General features: G+C 54.2%; 19 protein-coding genes. 2 read left to right on the forward strand and 17 right to left on the reverse strand.

What is annotated here, in order from left to right:
• The 9 genes from BTJ39_RS13465 to fkpA all read right to left on the reverse strand — a co-directional run.
• The coding region (locus BTJ39_RS13465; RefSeq protein ID WP_176110319.1) for a GTP-binding protein at positions 1-358 on the reverse strand (358 nt) is incomplete at its 3' end.
• 71 nt (positions 359-429) lie between these two features.
• Positions 430-2,538 (reverse strand): elongation factor G, encoded by a 2,109-nt coding sequence (gene fusA / locus BTJ39_RS13470; RefSeq protein WP_078003222.1) that lies wholly within the window; start codon positions 2,536-2,538, stop codon positions 430-432.
• A 93-nt stretch (positions 2,539-2,631) separates the two neighbouring features.
• The gene (gene rpsG, locus BTJ39_RS13475; protein ID WP_013510774.1) at positions 2,632-3,102 is read right to left on the reverse strand and encodes a 30S ribosomal protein S7; all 471 of its coding nucleotides are present in this window, start codon (positions 3,100-3,102) and stop codon (positions 2,632-2,634) included.
• Between the two features lie 96 nt (positions 3,103-3,198).
• Complete coding sequence (rpsL, locus tag BTJ39_RS13480; protein ID WP_003852912.1) at positions 3,199-3,573, reverse strand: 30S ribosomal protein S12; 375 nt, start codon at positions 3,571-3,573, stop codon at positions 3,199-3,201.
• A gap of 125 nt (positions 3,574-3,698) precedes the next feature.
• The gene (gene tusB / locus BTJ39_RS13485; RefSeq protein ID WP_078003223.1) at positions 3,699-3,986 is read right to left on the reverse strand and encodes a sulfurtransferase complex subunit TusB; all 288 of its coding nucleotides are present in this window, start codon (positions 3,984-3,986) and stop codon (positions 3,699-3,701) included.
• Between the two features lie 8 nt (positions 3,987-3,994).
• Positions 3,995-4,351 (reverse strand): sulfurtransferase complex subunit TusC, encoded by a 357-nt coding sequence (gene tusC / locus BTJ39_RS13490; protein ID WP_078003224.1) that lies wholly within the window; start codon positions 4,349-4,351, stop codon positions 3,995-3,997.
• Complete coding sequence (gene tusD, locus BTJ39_RS13495; RefSeq protein WP_078003225.1) at positions 4,351-4,737, reverse strand: sulfurtransferase complex subunit TusD; 387 nt, start codon at positions 4,735-4,737, stop codon at positions 4,351-4,353. The genes tusC and tusD overlap by 1 nt, the downstream gene beginning before the upstream one ends.
• A complete protein-coding gene (locus BTJ39_RS13500; protein WP_078003226.1) occupies positions 4,737-5,459 on the reverse strand; it encodes a helix-turn-helix transcriptional regulator in 723 nt (240 codons plus the stop codon). Before BTJ39_RS13500 ends, tusD begins: the two co-directional genes overlap by 1 nt.
• Positions 5,460-5,664: 205 nt before the next feature.
• Complete coding sequence (fkpA, locus tag BTJ39_RS13505; RefSeq protein WP_078003227.1) at positions 5,665-6,531, reverse strand: FKBP-type peptidyl-prolyl cis-trans isomerase; 867 nt, start codon at positions 6,529-6,531, stop codon at positions 5,665-5,667.
• Positions 6,532-6,823: 292 nt separating this feature from the next.
• On the opposite strand from fkpA, the gene BTJ39_RS13510 reads away from it, so the two are divergent.
• The gene (locus BTJ39_RS13510) at positions 6,824-7,042 is read left to right on the forward strand and encodes a SlyX family protein (protein ID WP_078003228.1); all 219 of its coding nucleotides are present in this window, start codon (positions 6,824-6,826) and stop codon (positions 7,040-7,042) included.
• Positions 7,043-7,170: 128 nt separating this feature from the next.
• Here the strand turns inward: BTJ39_RS13510 and slyD are convergent, their stop codons facing one another.
• The 4 genes from slyD to kefG all read right to left on the reverse strand — a co-directional run bounded on the left by slyD (position 7,171) and on the right by kefG (position 10,449).
• Positions 7,171-7,716 (reverse strand): peptidylprolyl isomerase, encoded by a 546-nt coding sequence (gene slyD / locus BTJ39_RS13515; RefSeq protein WP_078003229.1) that lies wholly within the window; start codon positions 7,714-7,716, stop codon positions 7,171-7,173.
• Positions 7,717-7,843: 127 nt separating this feature from the next.
• Positions 7,844-8,038: a YheV family putative zinc ribbon protein gene (locus BTJ39_RS13520; RefSeq protein WP_078003230.1), complete on the reverse strand. Its 195-nt coding sequence runs from the start codon at positions 8,036-8,038 to the stop codon at positions 7,844-7,846.
• Positions 8,039-8,092: 54 nt separating this feature from the next.
• Entirely contained in the window at positions 8,093-9,898 is a 1,806-nt protein-coding gene (gene kefB / locus BTJ39_RS13525) for a glutathione-regulated potassium-efflux system protein KefB (RefSeq protein ID WP_078003231.1), read from the reverse strand.
• Positions 9,898-10,449 (reverse strand): glutathione-regulated potassium-efflux system ancillary protein KefG, encoded by a 552-nt coding sequence (gene kefG / locus BTJ39_RS13530; RefSeq protein ID WP_078003232.1) that lies wholly within the window; start codon positions 10,447-10,449, stop codon positions 9,898-9,900. Before kefG ends, kefB begins: the two co-directional genes overlap by 1 nt.
• A gap of 125 nt (positions 10,450-10,574) precedes the next feature.
• On the opposite strand from kefG, the gene BTJ39_RS13535 reads away from it, so the two are divergent.
• On the forward strand, positions 10,575-12,479 hold the full coding sequence (locus BTJ39_RS13535) for an ABC transporter ATP-binding protein (RefSeq protein ID WP_078003233.1): 1,905 nt from the start codon (positions 10,575-10,577) through the stop codon (positions 12,477-12,479).
• A gap of 542 nt (positions 12,480-13,021) precedes the next feature.
• On the opposite strand, the gene tauD is transcribed toward BTJ39_RS13535, so the two are convergent.
• Genes tauD through tauA form a run of 4 tightly spaced genes read right to left on the reverse strand, consistent with a single transcriptional unit; the run spans position 13,022 to position 16,487 of the window.
• Positions 13,022-13,909: a taurine dioxygenase gene (tauD, locus tag BTJ39_RS13540; RefSeq protein WP_078003234.1), complete on the reverse strand. Its 888-nt coding sequence runs from the start codon at positions 13,907-13,909 to the stop codon at positions 13,022-13,024.
• Positions 13,906-14,733 (reverse strand): taurine ABC transporter permease TauC, encoded by an 828-nt coding sequence (tauC, locus tag BTJ39_RS13545; protein WP_078003235.1) that lies wholly within the window; start codon positions 14,731-14,733, stop codon positions 13,906-13,908. The genes tauD and tauC overlap by 4 nt, the downstream gene beginning before the upstream one ends.
• Positions 14,730-15,497, reverse strand: a complete 768-nt coding sequence (gene tauB, locus BTJ39_RS13550; protein WP_078003236.1) for a taurine ABC transporter ATP-binding subunit — start codon at positions 15,495-15,497, stop codon at positions 14,730-14,732. Before tauB ends, tauC begins: the two co-directional genes overlap by 4 nt.
• 9 nt (positions 15,498-15,506) lie before the next feature.
• Positions 15,507-16,487 carry a taurine ABC transporter substrate-binding protein gene (gene tauA, locus BTJ39_RS13555; RefSeq protein ID WP_078003237.1) on the reverse strand — a complete coding sequence of 327 codons (981 nt, stop codon included), beginning with the start codon at positions 16,485-16,487 and terminating at the stop codon, positions 15,507-15,509.
• Positions 16,488-16,630 lie beyond the last annotated feature (143 nt).

Raw genomic sequence — 16,630 nt, forward strand, 5'->3', positions numbered from 1 at the left:
TGTGCTCACGCGTCTGCGGCATCGGGCCGTCAGTCGCTGCAACTACCAGGATCGCGCCGTCCATCTGGGCAGCACCGGTGATCATGTTTTTCACGTAGTCGGCGTGTCCCGGGCAGTCAACGTGTGCGTAGTGACGGGTCGGGGTTTCGTACTCAACGTGAGAAGTGTTGATGGTGATACCACGTGCTTTTTCTTCCGGCGCGTTATCGATCTGATCGAACGCACGAGCCTGGCCACCAAACTTCTTAGACAGAACGGTGGTGATTGCAGCAGTCAGAGTGGTTTTACCGTGGTCAACGTGGCCGATGGTGCCCACGTTAACGTGCAGTTTATTACGTTGAAATTGCTCTTTCGCCATGGCGATATTCCTTAACTGGTTATGCCCTCATCCTGGATGAGGGCATCTGTTCACTTTGCTAAATCGTAGCCTTATTTGCCACGAGCTTCGATAACGGCCTGAGCGACGTTGTTCGGCGCTTCAGAGTACTTCAGGAACTCCATGGAGTACGAAGCACGACCCTGGGTCTGAGAACGCAGGTCAGTTGCATAACCAAACATTTCAGACAGAGGTACCTGAGCACGAACGGTCTTACCGGTAGCCGTATCATCCATACCTTCGATGATACCACGACGACGGTTAAGGTCACCGATTACGTCACCCATGTAGTCTTCTGGCGTTTCTACTTCAACCTTCATTACCGGCTCAAGCAGAACGGGTTTCGCTTTCTTAAAGCCATCTTTAAAGGCCAGAGAAGCTGCCAGTTTAAACGCCAGTTCAGAGGAGTCTACATCATGGTATGAACCAAAGTGCAAACGAACCCCCAGATCCACTACCGGATAACCGGCCAGAGGACCTGATTTCAGCTGTTCCTGAATACCTTTGTCAACGGCAGGGATGTATTCACCAGGAATTACACCACCTTTAATGTCGTTGGTGAAGGTATAGCCCGGGCCGCCTGGCTCCAGCGGGAACAGGTCGATCACAACGTGACCATACTGACCACGACCACCAGACTGCTTCGCGTGTTTACCTTCGATATCCTTAACGGTATCGCGGATAGTTTCACGGTAAGCAACCTGCGGTTTACCGACGTTCGCTTCAACGTTGAATTCGCGTTTCATACGGTCAACGATGATTTCCAGGTGCAGCTCACCCATACCAGCGATAATAGTCTGGTTAGACTCTTCGTCAGTCCATACGCGGAATGACGGGTCTTCTTTCGCCAGACGACCCAGAGCAAGACCCATTTTTTCCTGGTCAGCTTTGGTTTTCGGCTCAACGGCGATAGAAATTACCGGCTCAGGGAACTCCATACGCTCCAGGATAATCGGCGCGTTAGTATCACACAAGGTATCACCTGTGGTGACGTCTTTCAGGCCGATAGCTGCCGCGATGTCGCCTGCGCGAACCTCTTTAATTTCTTCACGCTTGTTAGCGTGCATCTGAACGATACGACCAAAACGTTCACGCTGAGCTTTAACTGAGTTCAGCACGGTATCGCCTGAGTTAACCACGCCAGAGTATACGCGGAAGAAGGTCAGGTTACCCACGAACGGGTCGGTAGCGATTTTAAACGCCAGCGCAGAGAACGGCTCTTTGTCGTCAGAATGACGCTCAGCCGGGGTATCTTTGCCATCGTCCAGAATACCTTTAATTGCCGGAACATCTGTCGGCGCAGGCAGGTATTCGATAACCGCATCAAGCATAGCCTGAACGCCTTTGTTCTTAAATGCAGAACCACAGGTGACCAGGATGATTTCGTTGTTCAGTACGCGCTGACGCAGCGCGCCTTTGATCTCTTCTTCAGTCAGATCTTCGCCGCCGAGATATTTCTCCATCAGCTCTTCTGAAGCTTCAGCAGCCGCTTCAATCAGATTCTGATGCCACTCTTCAGCCAGATCCTGCATCTCAGCCGGGATCTCTTCGTAAACGAAGGTCACGCCCTGATCGGCATCGTTCCAGTTGATCGCTTTCATTTTCACCAGGTCGATAACGCCGGTGAAATTGTCTTCAGCGCCAATTGCCAGCTGCAGCGGAACCGGGTTCGCGCCCAGACGGGTTTTGATCTGACCAACAACTTTCAGAAAGTTCGCGCCCATGCGGTCCATTTTGTTAACGAACGCAATACGCGGAACTTTATATTTGTTTGCCTGACGCCATACGGTTTCAGACTGCGGCTGAACGCCACCAACCGCACAGTAAACCATCACTGCACCGTCCAGAACACGCATTGAACGCTCTACTTCGATAGTAAAGTCAACGTGTCCCGGGGTGTCGATGATATTTACGCGGTGCGGCTCAAACTGCTTAGCCATACCAGCCCAGAACGCAGTGGTCGCTGCGGAGGTGATGGTGATACCACGCTCCTGCTCCTGAGCCATCCAGTCCATGGTGGCAGCGCCATCGTGAACTTCACCGATTTTGTGGTTAACACCGGTGTAGAACAGGATGCGTTCGGTAGTGGTGGTTTTACCGGCGTCGATGTGTGCGCTGATACCGATGTTACGGTAGCGCGTAATGGGTGTTGTACGAGCCATTTGATTCCTCTGATTCTCGGACGTTCTAAGTTAGTCAATCCCAGCGGGATGACAGCTTTCGCGCCCGCCGGGTTAATAACAACTACGAGGCTGTTACCAGCGGTAGTGTGCGAACGCCTTGTTGGCTTCGGCCATACGGTGAACGTCTTCACGTTTCTTCACTGCAGTACCTTTGTTTTCTGCAGCATCAGAAAGTTCGTTCGCCAGGCGCAGAGCCATAGATTTATCACCGCGTTTACGAGCAGCTTCAACGATCCAACGCATTGCCAGAGCATTACGGCGAACCGGACGAACTTCAACCGGAACCTGATAAGTAGAACCACCAACGCGACGTGACTTAACTTCGACAGTCGGACGTACGTTTTCGAGGGCTACTTCAAAGGCTTCCAGCTCGTTTTTACCTGAACGCTGAGCCAGGGTCTCAAGCGCAGTATAAACGATTGATTCGGCGGTAGATTTTTTACCATCTACCATCAGGATATTTACAAATTTAGCCAGCAGCTCTGATCCGAACTTCGGATCCGGCAGAATTTTACGCTGACCAATGACGCGACGACGTGGCATGGAAATACTCCGTTGATAATTCAGGATTGTCCAAAACTCTACGAGTTTAGTTTGACATTTAAGTTAAAACGTTTGGCCTTACTTAACGGAGAACCATTAAGCCTTTGGCTTCTTCACGCCGTACTTGGAGCGAGCCTGCTTACGGTCTTTAACACCTGAGCAGTCCAGCGCGCCACGAACGGTGTGGTAACGCACACCTGGCAGGTCTTTAACACGACCGCCACGGATCAGGATCACGGAGTGCTCCTGCAGGTTGTGACCTTCACCACCAATGTAGGAAGTCACTTCGAAACCGTTAGTCAGACGCACACGACAAACTTTACGCAGCGCGGAGTTAGGTTTCTTCGGAGTGGTGGTATATACGCGAGTACATACACCACGTTTTTGCGGGCAAGCTTCCAGCGCCGGCACGTTGCTCTTAGCAACTTTGCGCACGCGCGGTTTGCGAACCAGCTGATTAACTGTTGCCATTAAAAAGCTCCTGGTTTTTTACTTTGCTTCGTAAACACGTAATAAATCCGCCTCGTAATACAACGAGGACGCAGAATTTTAGGGCTGAGCAGAAAAGGTGTCAAGAAATAACCAGGTTTCTCGCACTACCAGGTCATTTGTTGCGGATTTTTAACCGCCAGCGCAACGAAGTCATTATAGTCCACGACGCTGATTTCGGTTGAAATTTGAGCAATAAAGCCGCGCGCCTCAAGATCGTCACGTAAAGCAAACAGCGCGACACCCCTGCTCTGCAGCGCCTGGAACGCCGTCGTGGCGGGCAAAGCGGCAATCACGCCATCCTGCAACATCAGCAGATCATCCCCGGGCTTTAGCATGCGCAACAGGGCGGAAAAATCACACTGGAAGGGAGAATGGCGCAAGGTATGCAGCATCAGAGGCCTCAGAAGGTAAAAATTTGCTGATAGCCAGCCAGCGTTTCACGCAGCGCTGCCGGCGGCAATGGCGTGACCGGCAGCACCCAGCTCGCCTGCTCCAGCCCGCGCTCGCGTACGGAAGCGTCGCAGATAAAACATGATTCCACGTCATACAGCGGCAGCACGCCGAAAGTGGCGATATAGTCACGCGACAAAATTCTGTCCGGTTGCTGCTGAGACAAAATCTGCAGCACCCCGTCGGCAATGAAGAAAACGCCGATCTTGTCACTCAGCGCCGACACGGCCAGTAATGCATCCAGCCCTTCGCGTCCGGCGCTGGTGCCGTGCGGAGGCTGCGTGAAAACAAACGCCACCGATTTCATCAGAACTGCACCACGCGATCGCAGCTTAACGCCGCCTCAGCCAGCGCGCCCAATCCCGACAGCACAAAGCCCGCAGCAAGGTTATCCCCCTCAACGCCAGCCTCGCGCCCTTCTTCACTATTCAGCACGCCGCGCCGCAGCCCGGCGGCGACGCAAATATTCAATGCCACATCATGCTGTTGGTGGAGATCCTGCCATGCGCTCACCATATGCTGCTCATCGCTGGCGGGCGCCGTGAGGCGGTTAGCATTGTAAACGCCCTCACGATAAAAAAAGATACTGACCAGCTGATGTTCACTGGCGCAAAGCGCTCGAGCAAACTGCAGGGCGCTGATGCTCTGCTGCGTACCGTAGGCCGGGCCGGTCACCATCAGGCTGAAACGCATTAGCGATCCTGCCCCTGGAAATCGCCGCTTTTAAACTGGCGGATATACAGATAAACCGTGTGCTTAGAAATATTGAGACGATCCGCCACCTGGTTAATCGCATCTTTAATATCGAAAATGCCTTTTTCGTAGAGATTAAGGACAATCTGCCGGTTCTTGGCATTATTGGAAACATTGCGATCGGCGCTAACCTCTTCAATGGTAAATTCCAGCGTCTGGGTAACCAGATCTTCAACGGATGAAGCAAAGTTTACCGCAGGCGATACCTCCGGCGTTTCCGGCGGAATGAAGGTGGCCATGATTTGTGAGAAAGGCACGTCCAGATTCATATTGATGCACAGCAGGCCGATTACCCGTTGCTGGTGATTGCGAATAGCGATAGTTACCGATTTCATCAGCACGCCGCTTTTGGCGCGGGTAAAATAGGCGCGCGAGACGTTGCTGGCGGCATCCGTCATATCATGCAGCATGCGCAGAGCCAAATCAGTAATCGGCGAGCCAATTTGCCGGCCGGTATGCTCGCCGTTAGCTATTCTTACCGCCGAGCAATTCAAATCCTCCAGAGAATGGAGCACGATCTCACAATGGGAACCAATCAGCATGGCCAGCCCATCAACGACGGCCTCGTAGGAGTTAAGTATCTCACGATCGCTGTCTTCAAACGGATGCTGTTCCAGCAATTCTGAATCGGCGAGATCACCTGTAATAAGTGAATTCGACATTAACGACACCACCCTTATAACCGGAGCCTGTCTGCACCTATCGTGGCAGACTCACTTTTCATGTTTTTGCACCAGGATAAGTTTATCAAATGCAAGAGAGGCACGCCCTGCCTTTGTTAACAATTCCTCAGTTTGATTCAGATGACGGACGGCAGGAAAATGCGGAGAAAAAAATCGCCACCCGGAGGTGGCGACGGCAGGATAATTATTTACTGGCTTTAGTCGCCGCGGCGCTCTTGCCTTTTGCTGCCTGCGCAGACTGCTGAGTTTTATCATCAGCCTGGGTTTTGGCATCGGCCTGGGCTGCCGGTTTAACATCCAGTAGCTCAACGTCGAACACCAGCGTAGAGTTCGGCGGGATACCGGGAACGCCGTTCTTGCCGTAAGCCAGATTCGGCGGGATAACCAGCTTGATTTTGCCGCCTTTTTTGATATGTTTCAGACCTTCAGTCCAGCCGGGGATGACGCCGTCAAGACGGAAGGAAAGCGGTTCGCCACGGGTATAAGAGTTATCAAACTCAGTACCGTCAATCAGCGTACCCTTGTAGTTCACTACCACGGTATCGCTATCTTTCGGCGCCTCGCCGGTACCTTCTTTCTCTACTTTATAGAGCAGGCCGGACTTGGTTTTTTGCACGCCTTTTTCTTTAGCGAATTTTTCTGCGAAAGCCTCGCCTTTAGCGGCGTTATCTTTGGCGTCCTTTTCCATTTTTTCCTGAGCGGCGGTCTTCACCCGTCCCTCAAAAGATTGCAATGTCTGTTCGATTTCCTGATCGGAGAGTTTGCTTTTACCCGCAAATGCGTCCTGAACGCCGGCAATCAGCTGTGACTGGTCAAGCTTGATACCCAGCTTCTCCTGCTCCTTCAGAGAGTTTTCCATGTAACGGCCCAGAGAAGCGCCAAGCGCATAAGCGGACTGCTGATCCTCATTTGTAAATGCAGCGTTCTTCGGCGCCTGCTGCGGCTGAGCCGGTGCCGGCGCAGCCTTGGTTTCCGCCGCCATTGCCATAGGGGCATTCAGGGCGACGGCCATGGTGGTGGCTAACAGCGTTACTTTAAACAGTGATTTCATCCATTTCTCCAAACCCGAAGCCTCTCGCCTCGGAAATCATGTGCAGGCCAGATGACCTGTGGCGGTACTATACCTTTGCGTGAGAAAACAAAACACTCTCACATTCAAACAGCCTGCTCGATAAGACTTTAGCTGCGAGAGGAAGTTTCAACAAAAACATGCGGCTTCCAGTTTATTTTTTCAACCTCTAAGAACAAATTCATCCGTTTTACGTGCATCCATGTTTAGATTACCCTTAATATCAGCATATTAAGACCGGCCGGTTTTGCAGGCGGTAACAAGAGGAAACATGATGCAACAATTCCCGCTCGAACAGCGTCTGGAAGAATTGGAAAGCCGTCTGGCGTTTCAGGAACACACGATTGAAGCCCTGAATCAAACCGTCACTCAGCATGAATTGGAAATGGCGCGAGTACGTGAGCAGATGCGTTTAGTGGTTGAGAAACTAAAAACTGCTGCGCCCTCAATGGTGGCAGATCAGTCCGAGGAAACGCCCCCGCCGCATTACTGATAATCTGTTTCAGTGAAAAAGACGCGCCTGATAATAAGGCCAGCAGAGCACTAAGCTTTGCTGGCCTTTTAATCATCAGTCGCTCGCGGCGCCTTAGCGAACTTGCGCGCCGGAAGGGAAACGCAGACTTAGTGGCAGCCGCAGCTACCGTTACCGCCGCATCCGCCGCCATGTTGATGATCATGGTCGTGGTCATGATGATGGTCATGCTCGCCGTGAACGTGACCGTGAGCAATTTCTTCCTCGGTCGCTTCGCGCACAGCCATAACTTCCACGTTAAAATGCAGGTTCTGCCCTGCCAGCATGTGGTTGCCATCGACGGTGACGTGGTCGTCTTCGACTTCGGTAATCTCTACCGGCACCGGCCCCTGATCGGTTTCCGCCAGGAAGCGCATGCCAACCTGCAGTTCATCCACGCCCATAAAGACATCTTTAGGCACGCGCTGGACCAGGTTGTCATCATACTGACCGTAGGCGTCATTAGCGCCGACGTTCACTTCAAATTTGTCACCAATCTCACGGCCTTCCAGCGCCTTTTCCAGACCGGAGATAAGAGAGCCGTGACCATGCAGATAATCCAACGGCGCGCTCACCGGAGATTCATCAACTAATACACCGTCTTCGGTACGTACCTGATAGGCCAGGCTGACCACCAGGTCTTTTGCTACTTTCATGATTACTCCTAACCGTTGAGAGCGTTCTGTATGCAGTACCAGCTGTACTGACATATTTGATTGCGCCAATTGTACCGGAATTCAAGGCGTCTGTATGGTTAAGCTTAAAAAAAGGTGAGCGATTGCGCTACTCCGGATGAAAGATGCCGATGACCTGCTCTTTTTCACGCACGCTCTTCTGATTTTGCTTGTCGGCCTCGCGCATCTGGTGGCCACACTTAACGCACTCAACCACGTCTATGTTGTTTTCTCGCCATAGCGCCAGCGTATCTCGCTGCTGACAGGCCGGGCAAACTGCACCGGCAATAAAACGTTTAGCCATTGTCACACCTTTTATAACCGATGGGCATGCCGGCGACTTTGCCCGCAGCCCGCTTTATTCATATTCATCCCAGCCGTCAAACTGACGCTGTTCGTGGCGCATTTCCGTTTTGAAAATATCTTCCAGTTCCCGGCGTGCTTCCTTAACGCGGGAAATTTGCTGGCTATCAGCATGGTCAGGCATTAATTCACGCAGCATTCGCATATCGAGCCGGCGAAAGTGCTGCTGAGCGCGAAACGCCTGATGTGGATGCATTCCGAGAGAAATAAGCGCCTTGCGCCCCAGCTCCAGCGCGCTGGAAAAGGTTTCACGCGAGAACTGATCTACGCCGGCCTGTAGCAGCTCATGGGCCTCCACGCGCCCGCGTGCCCGCGCCAGAATTTTCAACTGCGGAAAATGGGTCTGGCACAGCTGCACAATATGCATCGCCGTTTCCGGTCCATTACAGGTAATCACGATCGACTCGGCATTTTCAGCGCCGGCGGCGCGCAACAACTCAAGCTCGGTAGCATCACCGTAATACACTTTATAGCCATATTTACGCATCAGGCTCACGGCGCTGATATCACGTTCCAGCACCGTAATACGCTTTTCGTTGGCCATCAGCAAACGTGCGACAACCTGACCAAAACGGCCGAAACCCACGACAATCACCTGCGGCTCATCGTTCTCGACAAAGGGTTTTTCGCCCTGCTCGTCAATGTCGTTAAAGCGCCGGGCCAGAATCTTATCCACCAGCTGCATCAGCAGCGGCGTGGTAATCATCGACAGCGTGACCGTCACCAGCAGCAGCGGTAGCTGGTCGCCCTTAAACAGCTTCGCCGACGAGGCGGCGGAAAACAGCACGAAGGCAAACTCACCGCCCTGACTTAGCACCGCAGAAAACTGCAAGCGCTCCGAACTGCGCAAGCCATAAATACGTGACAGCAGATAAAGCACCAGCGCTTTGATCGCCACCAGGCATATTACGCCCGCTAAAATAATCCCTATATGGGTATAGAGCACCCCAAGGTTTAACGCCATGCCAACCGAGATAAAGAACAAGCCCAGCAGCAGCCCCTTAAAAGGGTTGATGGCGATCTCCAGCTCGTGCCGGTACTCGCTCTCCGCCAGCAGTACGCCGGCGATAAAGGTGCCGAGCGCCATCGACAATCCCAGCGCATCCATAAATAGCGCCGCGCCCAGCACCAGCAGCAGCGAAGCGGCAATAAAAATCTCGCGTACGCCCGAAGCGGCAATAAAACGCAGAATCGGCCGCAGCAAATAGCGACCGCCAATCAGCATGCCGGCAAAAGCCAGCACTTTCATACCGACCTTCATCCAGTCAGTATGCTCATCACCGTGACCCGCCAGCAGCGGAACCAGCGCCAGCGCCGGGATCACCGCCAGATCCTGAAACAGCAGCACCGAAAATCCAAGCTGCCCCGATTCATTGCGGTTCATTCCTTTATCGCGCATCAGCTGCAGGGCCATCGCGGTTGATGACATTGCCAGTCCAATACCGCCAACCACCGCCGCTTCCCAGCTAAAGTTGGTTAGCAACAGCAGCCCCGACAGCGCCGCCGCACTGAAAATCACCTGCGCGGCGCCGACGCCGAAAATTGAACGCCGTAACTGCCACAGTTTGGACGGGTTGAGCTCCAGGCCGATAATAAACATCAGAAAGACTACGCCCAGCTCGGAGAAATGCAGAATCTCGTCCACATCACTAATAAAACCCAGGCACCAGGGACCAATAGCAATACCAGCCAGCAAGTAGCCCAACACGGCGCCAACGCCGATACGCGCGGCAAACGGCACCACCAGCACCGCAGCAAACAGATAAACCACGCCTGCGGTTAACAGCTCCTGTCCTTCCATCAATACCCTCCCTGAGGTAAGGGTGAAGACAACCACTCGCCGTAAGCACGGGCAAAATTTTTCATCGCCTCCGCTGACTGGCGACGCGCCCAGTAAACGATCATCGGCGTCAGCCAGTGCATGCGGCACATCTGGGCCGTCAATTCAAAAGGGCGCATAATTTCCGACAGCGGATAACGATTCAGTCCGTTGTGATGATAAGCCGCTTCGGGTTCACCGGTGGTGATAACACTACGCCAGTATTTGCCTTCCAGCGCGTTGCCGCCGACGCCGCTGGCAAAGCCACGCGACAGCACGCGATCCAGCCACTCTTTTAACAGCGCCGGGCAACTGTAAGTATAAAGAGGATGCTGAAAAACAATCACCTGATGCTCGCGCAGCAGCTGTTGTTCGCGGTGAATATCAATAAAAAAATCCGGATAGTGGGCATACAAATCATGCACGGTAACGTTATCCAGTTGTTTTGCTGATTGAAGTAGTACCTGATTGGCAATAGAGTCCTGTGACTCCGGGTGCGCATAAAGCAGCAATACTTTCGGCGGCTGCGACATCTTTTCCCCTTCCAAATCGTCGTGTTAATCGGCGATTTCCGTTACCATGCACTACTGCGATGGAATCGGTGATTCCGAAACTCTTTTGAAATACTAATTTAACATATACCCTTAATCCGGCGCTTATGATTGTCTTCTCTTCCTTACAAATTCGACGCGGCGTGCGCGTGCTGCTTGATAGCGCCTCCGCCACCATCAACCCAGGACAAAAAGTCGGTCTGGTTGGCAAAAACGGCTGCGGAAAGTCTACCCTGCTGTCGTTACTGAAAAACGAAATCAGTCCCGATGCCGGCAGCGCCAACTGGCCCGGCACCTGGTCGCTGGCGTGGGTCAACCAGGAAACCCCCGCGCTGGAGAAGGCCGCCATTGAGTACGTTATTGATGGCGATCGCGAATATCGTCAGCTGGAAGCGGCGTTAAGCGATGCCAATGCCAGGGATGATGGCAATGCCATCGCCTTAATCCACGGTCAGCTGGATGCGATCAATGCCTGGAGCATACAGGCGCGCGCGGCCAGCCTGTTAAGCGGTCTGGGCTTTTTGCAAGATCAAATAACCCGACCGGTGAGCGACTTTTCCGGCGGCTGGCGTATGCGCCTGAATCTGGCTCAGGCGCTGCTATGCCGCTCCGACCTGCTGCTACTGGATGAGCCGACTAACCACCTCGATCTGGATGCAGTTATCTGGCTTGAGCGCTGGCTGAAAAGCTACTCCGGCACCCTGATTCTGATTTCGCACGACCGTGATTTTCTCGATCCGGTCGTGGACAAAATTCTGCATATTGAGCAGCAAAATCTGTTCGAATACACCGGCAACTATAGCTCCTTTGAGATCCAGCGCGCCACCAAGCTGGCACAGCAACAGGCAATGTTTGAAAGCCAGCAGCAAAAAGTGGCGCATCTGCAAAGTTATATCGACCGCTTTCGCGCAAAAGCGTCAAAAGCGAAACAGGCTCAGAGTCGCATTAAGATGCTGGAGCGCATGGAGCTTATCGCCCCGGCCCATGTAGATAATCCCTTCAGCTTCAGCTTCCGCCCGCCGGAAAGTTTGCCAAACCCCCTGCTAAAAATGGAAAAGGTCAGCGCAGGCTATGGCGAACGCACAGTGCTCGACGCGATAAAACTGAACCTGGTGCCTGGCTCGCGCATCGGCCTGCTTGGCCGCAATGGCGCCGGTAAATCCACCTTAATTAAGCTGCTGGCGGGTGAGCTGGCGCCGCAGCTAGGTGATATTGGCCTGGCAAAGGGCGTCAAGCTTGGCTACTTCGCTCAGCATCAGCTGGAATTTTTGCGCCCGGACGAATCGCCGCTTCAGCATCTGGCGCGCCTGGCGCCAAAAGTGACCGAACAGCAGCTACGCGATTACCTCGGCGGCTTTGCTTTTCAGGGAGACAAGATTAATGAGCATATCGCGCGTTTCTCCGGCGGCGAAAAGGCCCGGCTGGTACTGGCGCTAATCGTCTGGGATCGGCCTAACCTGCTGTTACTCGATGAGCCAACTAACCATCTCGATCTCGATATGCGTCAGGCGCTAACCGAGGCGCTGATTGATTTTGAAGGCGCGCTGGTCGTGGTATCGCACGACCGGCATTTGTTACGGGCAACGACCGATGACCTCTATCTGGTTCACGACGGCAAAGTGGACGTTTTCAGCGGCGACCTTGAAGACTATCAGCAGTGGCTGAGCGACCTGCAAAAGCTGGAGACGCAGCCGTCAGCCCAGGATCGCAGCGACAATCAAAACAGCGCCCAGGCGCGTAAAGATCAGAAACGACGCGATGCCGAACTGCGCGCCCAGACTCAGCCGCTACGCAAACTGATCGAAAAGCTGGAAAAACAGATGGAGAAGCTGAACGCGCAGCTCAGCCAGACAGAAAACCTGCTGTCCGACAGTGCCATCTACGATCAGAGTCGCAAAGCTGACCTGACCAGCGCATTGCAGCAGCAGGCACAGGCGAAAAGCGAGCTTGAGACCTGCGAGATGGAATGGCTGGACGCTCAGGAGCAGCTTGAACAGATGCAGATGCAATAGCGGTGGTTATGAGGGGCCGTCTGGCGTCACGGCCCTTTTAGCCCGGACTTCAGGAGGTTATTCCCCTCCCTGCCAGCCCGGTTTATTTCACCTGCGGTGGGCTGTTGTGTTTGCCGGTGTTCACCAAAGGTGGAGTATTTTGTTGCATGGGCAGCGGGATTTTTCCACCTTAGGTGGGTTGTTCCGTTCGCTCTGACAGCGGCTGGCTGATTTCTCCACCTTAGGTGGACTGTTCCGTTCGCCAGCCAGGCCGGTGGTTTATTTGCCCGCCGCTGCGGGCGACCGGCAAGGGGCCATCAAACGTCATGGCCCCTTGACCCCGGACTTCCGGCAGTTTCTGCGTGGCTGCGCCCTTCCCTCACGCATGTAGCCCGCCTGACGGGCCGTTCGCGATGCGTTCCCGACGCAGCGCTTACTTTCGCCGCATCCCTGCGGCTCACCCTGGCGGGCTTCATTCGTTCGGCGCAGAAAAGCCTGTTGGTACAGGTTTGCAACAAGGCGCCAGCGGCGGACTGAACGCAGCATACATCAGTATGTGAGCATCAGGACGTACGCGCAGTAACACCGTCGCAGCCCCGCTCAGCCGGCGAGGAGAAAGGTTTATCGCCCAACACCGTCGCCCTATTCATCACCCGCCGGGCAGGATAATAATCGGCATTGGCATAGTGCTGCGTTACCCGGTTATCCCAGATTGCCATATCGTTTTGCTGCCAGCGCCAGCGCACCTGGAATTCGGGCTTGGTGGTATGGGCGAACAGGAAACCGAGCAGTGCTGCGCTCTCTTTTTCACTGACACCCAGGATGCGGGTGGTGAACCCTTCATTAACAAATAGCGCTTTACGCCCGCTGACTGGATGGGTGCGAACTACCGGATGTACAACCGGCGGATTCTTTGCCACCGCCTGCTTCCAGCGCGCATGCTCTTCAGCGCTTTTACGGTATTTAAACTCCGGGAACGATTTGGTGAAGTCGTGCTCCGCCTGTAAACCCGTCAGCAGATTTTTAAACGGATCGGATAATGCCTCCCATGCGGCAATGCCGCTGGCCCATAGCGTATCGCCGCCGCTTTCTGGTAGCAGCTTTGACGTTAATAATGCGACGGCGGGCGGCGTATCGATAAAGGTGACGTCGGTATGCCAGTTATCATTATCCGGCGGATTATCCTGATGAGTATCCAGCACGATAATCTCCTCCACCCCTTCGGCATGAGGATAAACAGGATGGATATGCAGATCGCCAAAGCGAATCGCCAGCGCGCGCTGCTGCGGCGGCGTGACCGGCTGATTACGCAAAAACACCACCTGGTGGCGCAGTAGCGCATGATAGAGCTGCTCAAACTGGCTGTCGCTTAGCGGCTGGCTAAGATCGAGATTGCCGATTTCTGCGCCGATATAAGGTCCCAGCGGGACAATCGTCAGACGTTCATTCATGATGAAACTCCATGCCACGGGGTCAGGCGCTGCTGTAACGCACGCAGCCCCAGTTCAAGAATAAAAGCGATAATGGCGATAACGGCGATGCCGGCCATCACCACATCGGTTGCCAGAAATTCACCGGCCGACTGCACCATAAAACCCAGACCGCGCGTTGCCGCGATAAGCTCGGCGGCGACCAGGGTTGACCAGCCGACGCCAAGCCCGATACGGATGCCGGTAATAATGTCCGGTAGAGCGCCGGGTAAAATAACGTAGCGCAGCACCTGCCAACGACTGGCGCCGAGCGACTGCGCGGCGCGGATACGCACCGGCTGGGCGCCTTTCACTCCTGCAAGGGTGGAAAGAACCACCGGAGCGAAGATCGCCAGATAAATCAGCAGAATTTTTGAGGTTTCACCAATGCCGAACCAGATAACCATCAGCGGCAGGTAAGCCAGCGGGGGGACCGGACGGTACAGCTCAACCAGCGGATCGAGCATGCCGCGCACCGTTTCATTAAGGCCCATCGCGATCCCTACCGGGGTGCCAATAACCACGGCGCCCAGCAGGGCCAACAGGATACGCGTCAGACTTGCGGCCAGATGCTGCCAGAGCGTTGCATCCATGAACCCCTGCGGACTGGCGATGGCAAGCAGTTGATGCAGCACCGCCCCGGGCGGCGGTAAAAATAGCGGCGCAATCAGCTGCAGCGCGGTCACCAGCCACCATATTGCTAACAAGGCCAGCAGCGTTGCCCCGCTGATCGTCAGCTGGCGCGATAGCGGCCAGCGCCAGCTGCGCACCTTCAGTTCGCGCTTTTCACTGGAAATCAGACTCATGCAAATACCTCCCGCTGCTGAAAAAAGCGCGCCAGAACCTGTTCGCGCCGGGCGATAAACTCAGGGTCGGACTTGATGCTGCGACAGCTGGCGCCATCGGCATAGCGCTGGCCAAACGACAACGTCAATCGTTCCACCACTTTTCCCGGGCCGGGAGACAGTAAAATCAGTTCGCTGGCGAGAAAAACCGCCTCTTCAATATCGTGGGTAATCAGCAGAATTTGCTTGCCGCTATCGCGCCATAACGTCAGCAGCAGCGCCTGCATTTGCTCGCGGGTAAATGCATCCAGCGCGCCGAAAGGCTCATCCAACAGCAACAGCTGAGGATCATTGGCCAGCGCCCGGGCAATGCCAACGCGCTGGCGCATGCCACCGGATAGCTGCCAGATTGCGCGCTGCTCCGCGCCGGCAAGCCCGACGCGCGCCAGTAACCGCGCGGCTTTCTGCTCACGCGTTTTTCGGTCAACCCCTGCCAGCTTGAGGCCAAAAGCAACGTTCTCAATCACATTCATCCACGGCAGCAGTCCCTCATTCTGAAAGACCACCCCACGCTCTGCGCCCGGGGCTGTCACTGCCCGCTCGTTCAACACGATGCTGCCACGCTCAGCCTGTTGAAAACCGGCAATCAGATTCAGCAGCGTAGTCTTACCACACCCGGAAGGGCCGAGGACCACGGTCAGGCTACCAGGCTTCAGCTGCAAATTGATATCCTTCAGCGCCGGATGTCCGTCATAGCTGGCATAAAGATGAGAGATGCTGAGCATCGCGCCCCCTTATGGTTTCTGTGCGGCGATGACAAACCGGTTGGTGACAAAATCGTGATAATCAGTGCCCGCCTGAGCGACTTTCCCCTGTTCTTTGAGGAAAGCGGCGGTATCAACAATCGCTTTATTTACCGGCTGACCGAGGTCGGAGATTTGCTGGCTGTTGGTCAGGTATTGATTCCCCTTAACCAGCTGCGGTATCTGCTCAACGGGTACGCCGCTATAGCGGGAAAGTTTCTGCAGATTATCGGGATTTTTCAGCCAGCCTTCCGGGTCATCAAGGTACGCTTTTTGCGCCTGAATAGCGCTGCGAGCAAAGGCGGTGACGATTTCAGGATGCGCGTTGGCAAAATCTTTACGCACCACCCAAACGTCCAGCGTCGGTGAACCCCAGGTGCCGACCTGCTGAGAATCTGTCAGCACCTTACCGCTTTTTTCCAGCTGATTTACCGCGGGCGCCCAGACGTAAGCGCCATCAATATCGCCACGCTGCCAGGCAGCAATAATTGCCGGGGGCTGGAGGTTAATGATCTGCAACCGATCGGGCTTAATGCCCCAGTGCTTCAGGGCTGCCAGCAGGCTGTAATGGGTGGTGGAAATAAAAGGCACCGCGATGCGTTTGCCGATAAGATCCTGCGGCTTGCTGATGTTGTTTTTCACCACCAGCGCCTCGGAGTCGCCCAGGTGTGAAGCTAACAGGAAAACTTCGATCGGCAGATTTTGCGTTGCAGCAACGGCCAGCGGGCTGGAGCCCAGATTACCGATCTGCACATCACCCGAAGCCAGCGCGCGCACGATGCTGGATCCACTATCAAATTTGCGCCAGTCGACATGGGCGCCGCTGAGCTTTTCAAATGTATTATCTGCCTGCGCGACTTTGGCTGGCTCAGCCGAGGTTTGCCAGGCGACGGTCACGTTTGTCGCTTGGGCCTGAAGGCTCAGTGCGGCCAGAACCGCCAGTAGTGCCATGCGTTTTACTGTCTTAATCATTACCTTGCACCCCGGTTATTTTTATTTCGCTATCATGGCGACAGTTTTAACCGGGGGAGACCGTAACGATAAAGGAATAAAAAATTATTTTTTATAACCAAAAATCTTTAGAACAAAAGCAGCAATGCATTACCAAAAATCGA

It is taken from the genome of Izhakiella australiensis, assembly GCF_002006995.1.
GTDB lineage: Bacteria > Pseudomonadota > Gammaproteobacteria > Enterobacterales > Enterobacteriaceae > Izhakiella > Izhakiella australiensis.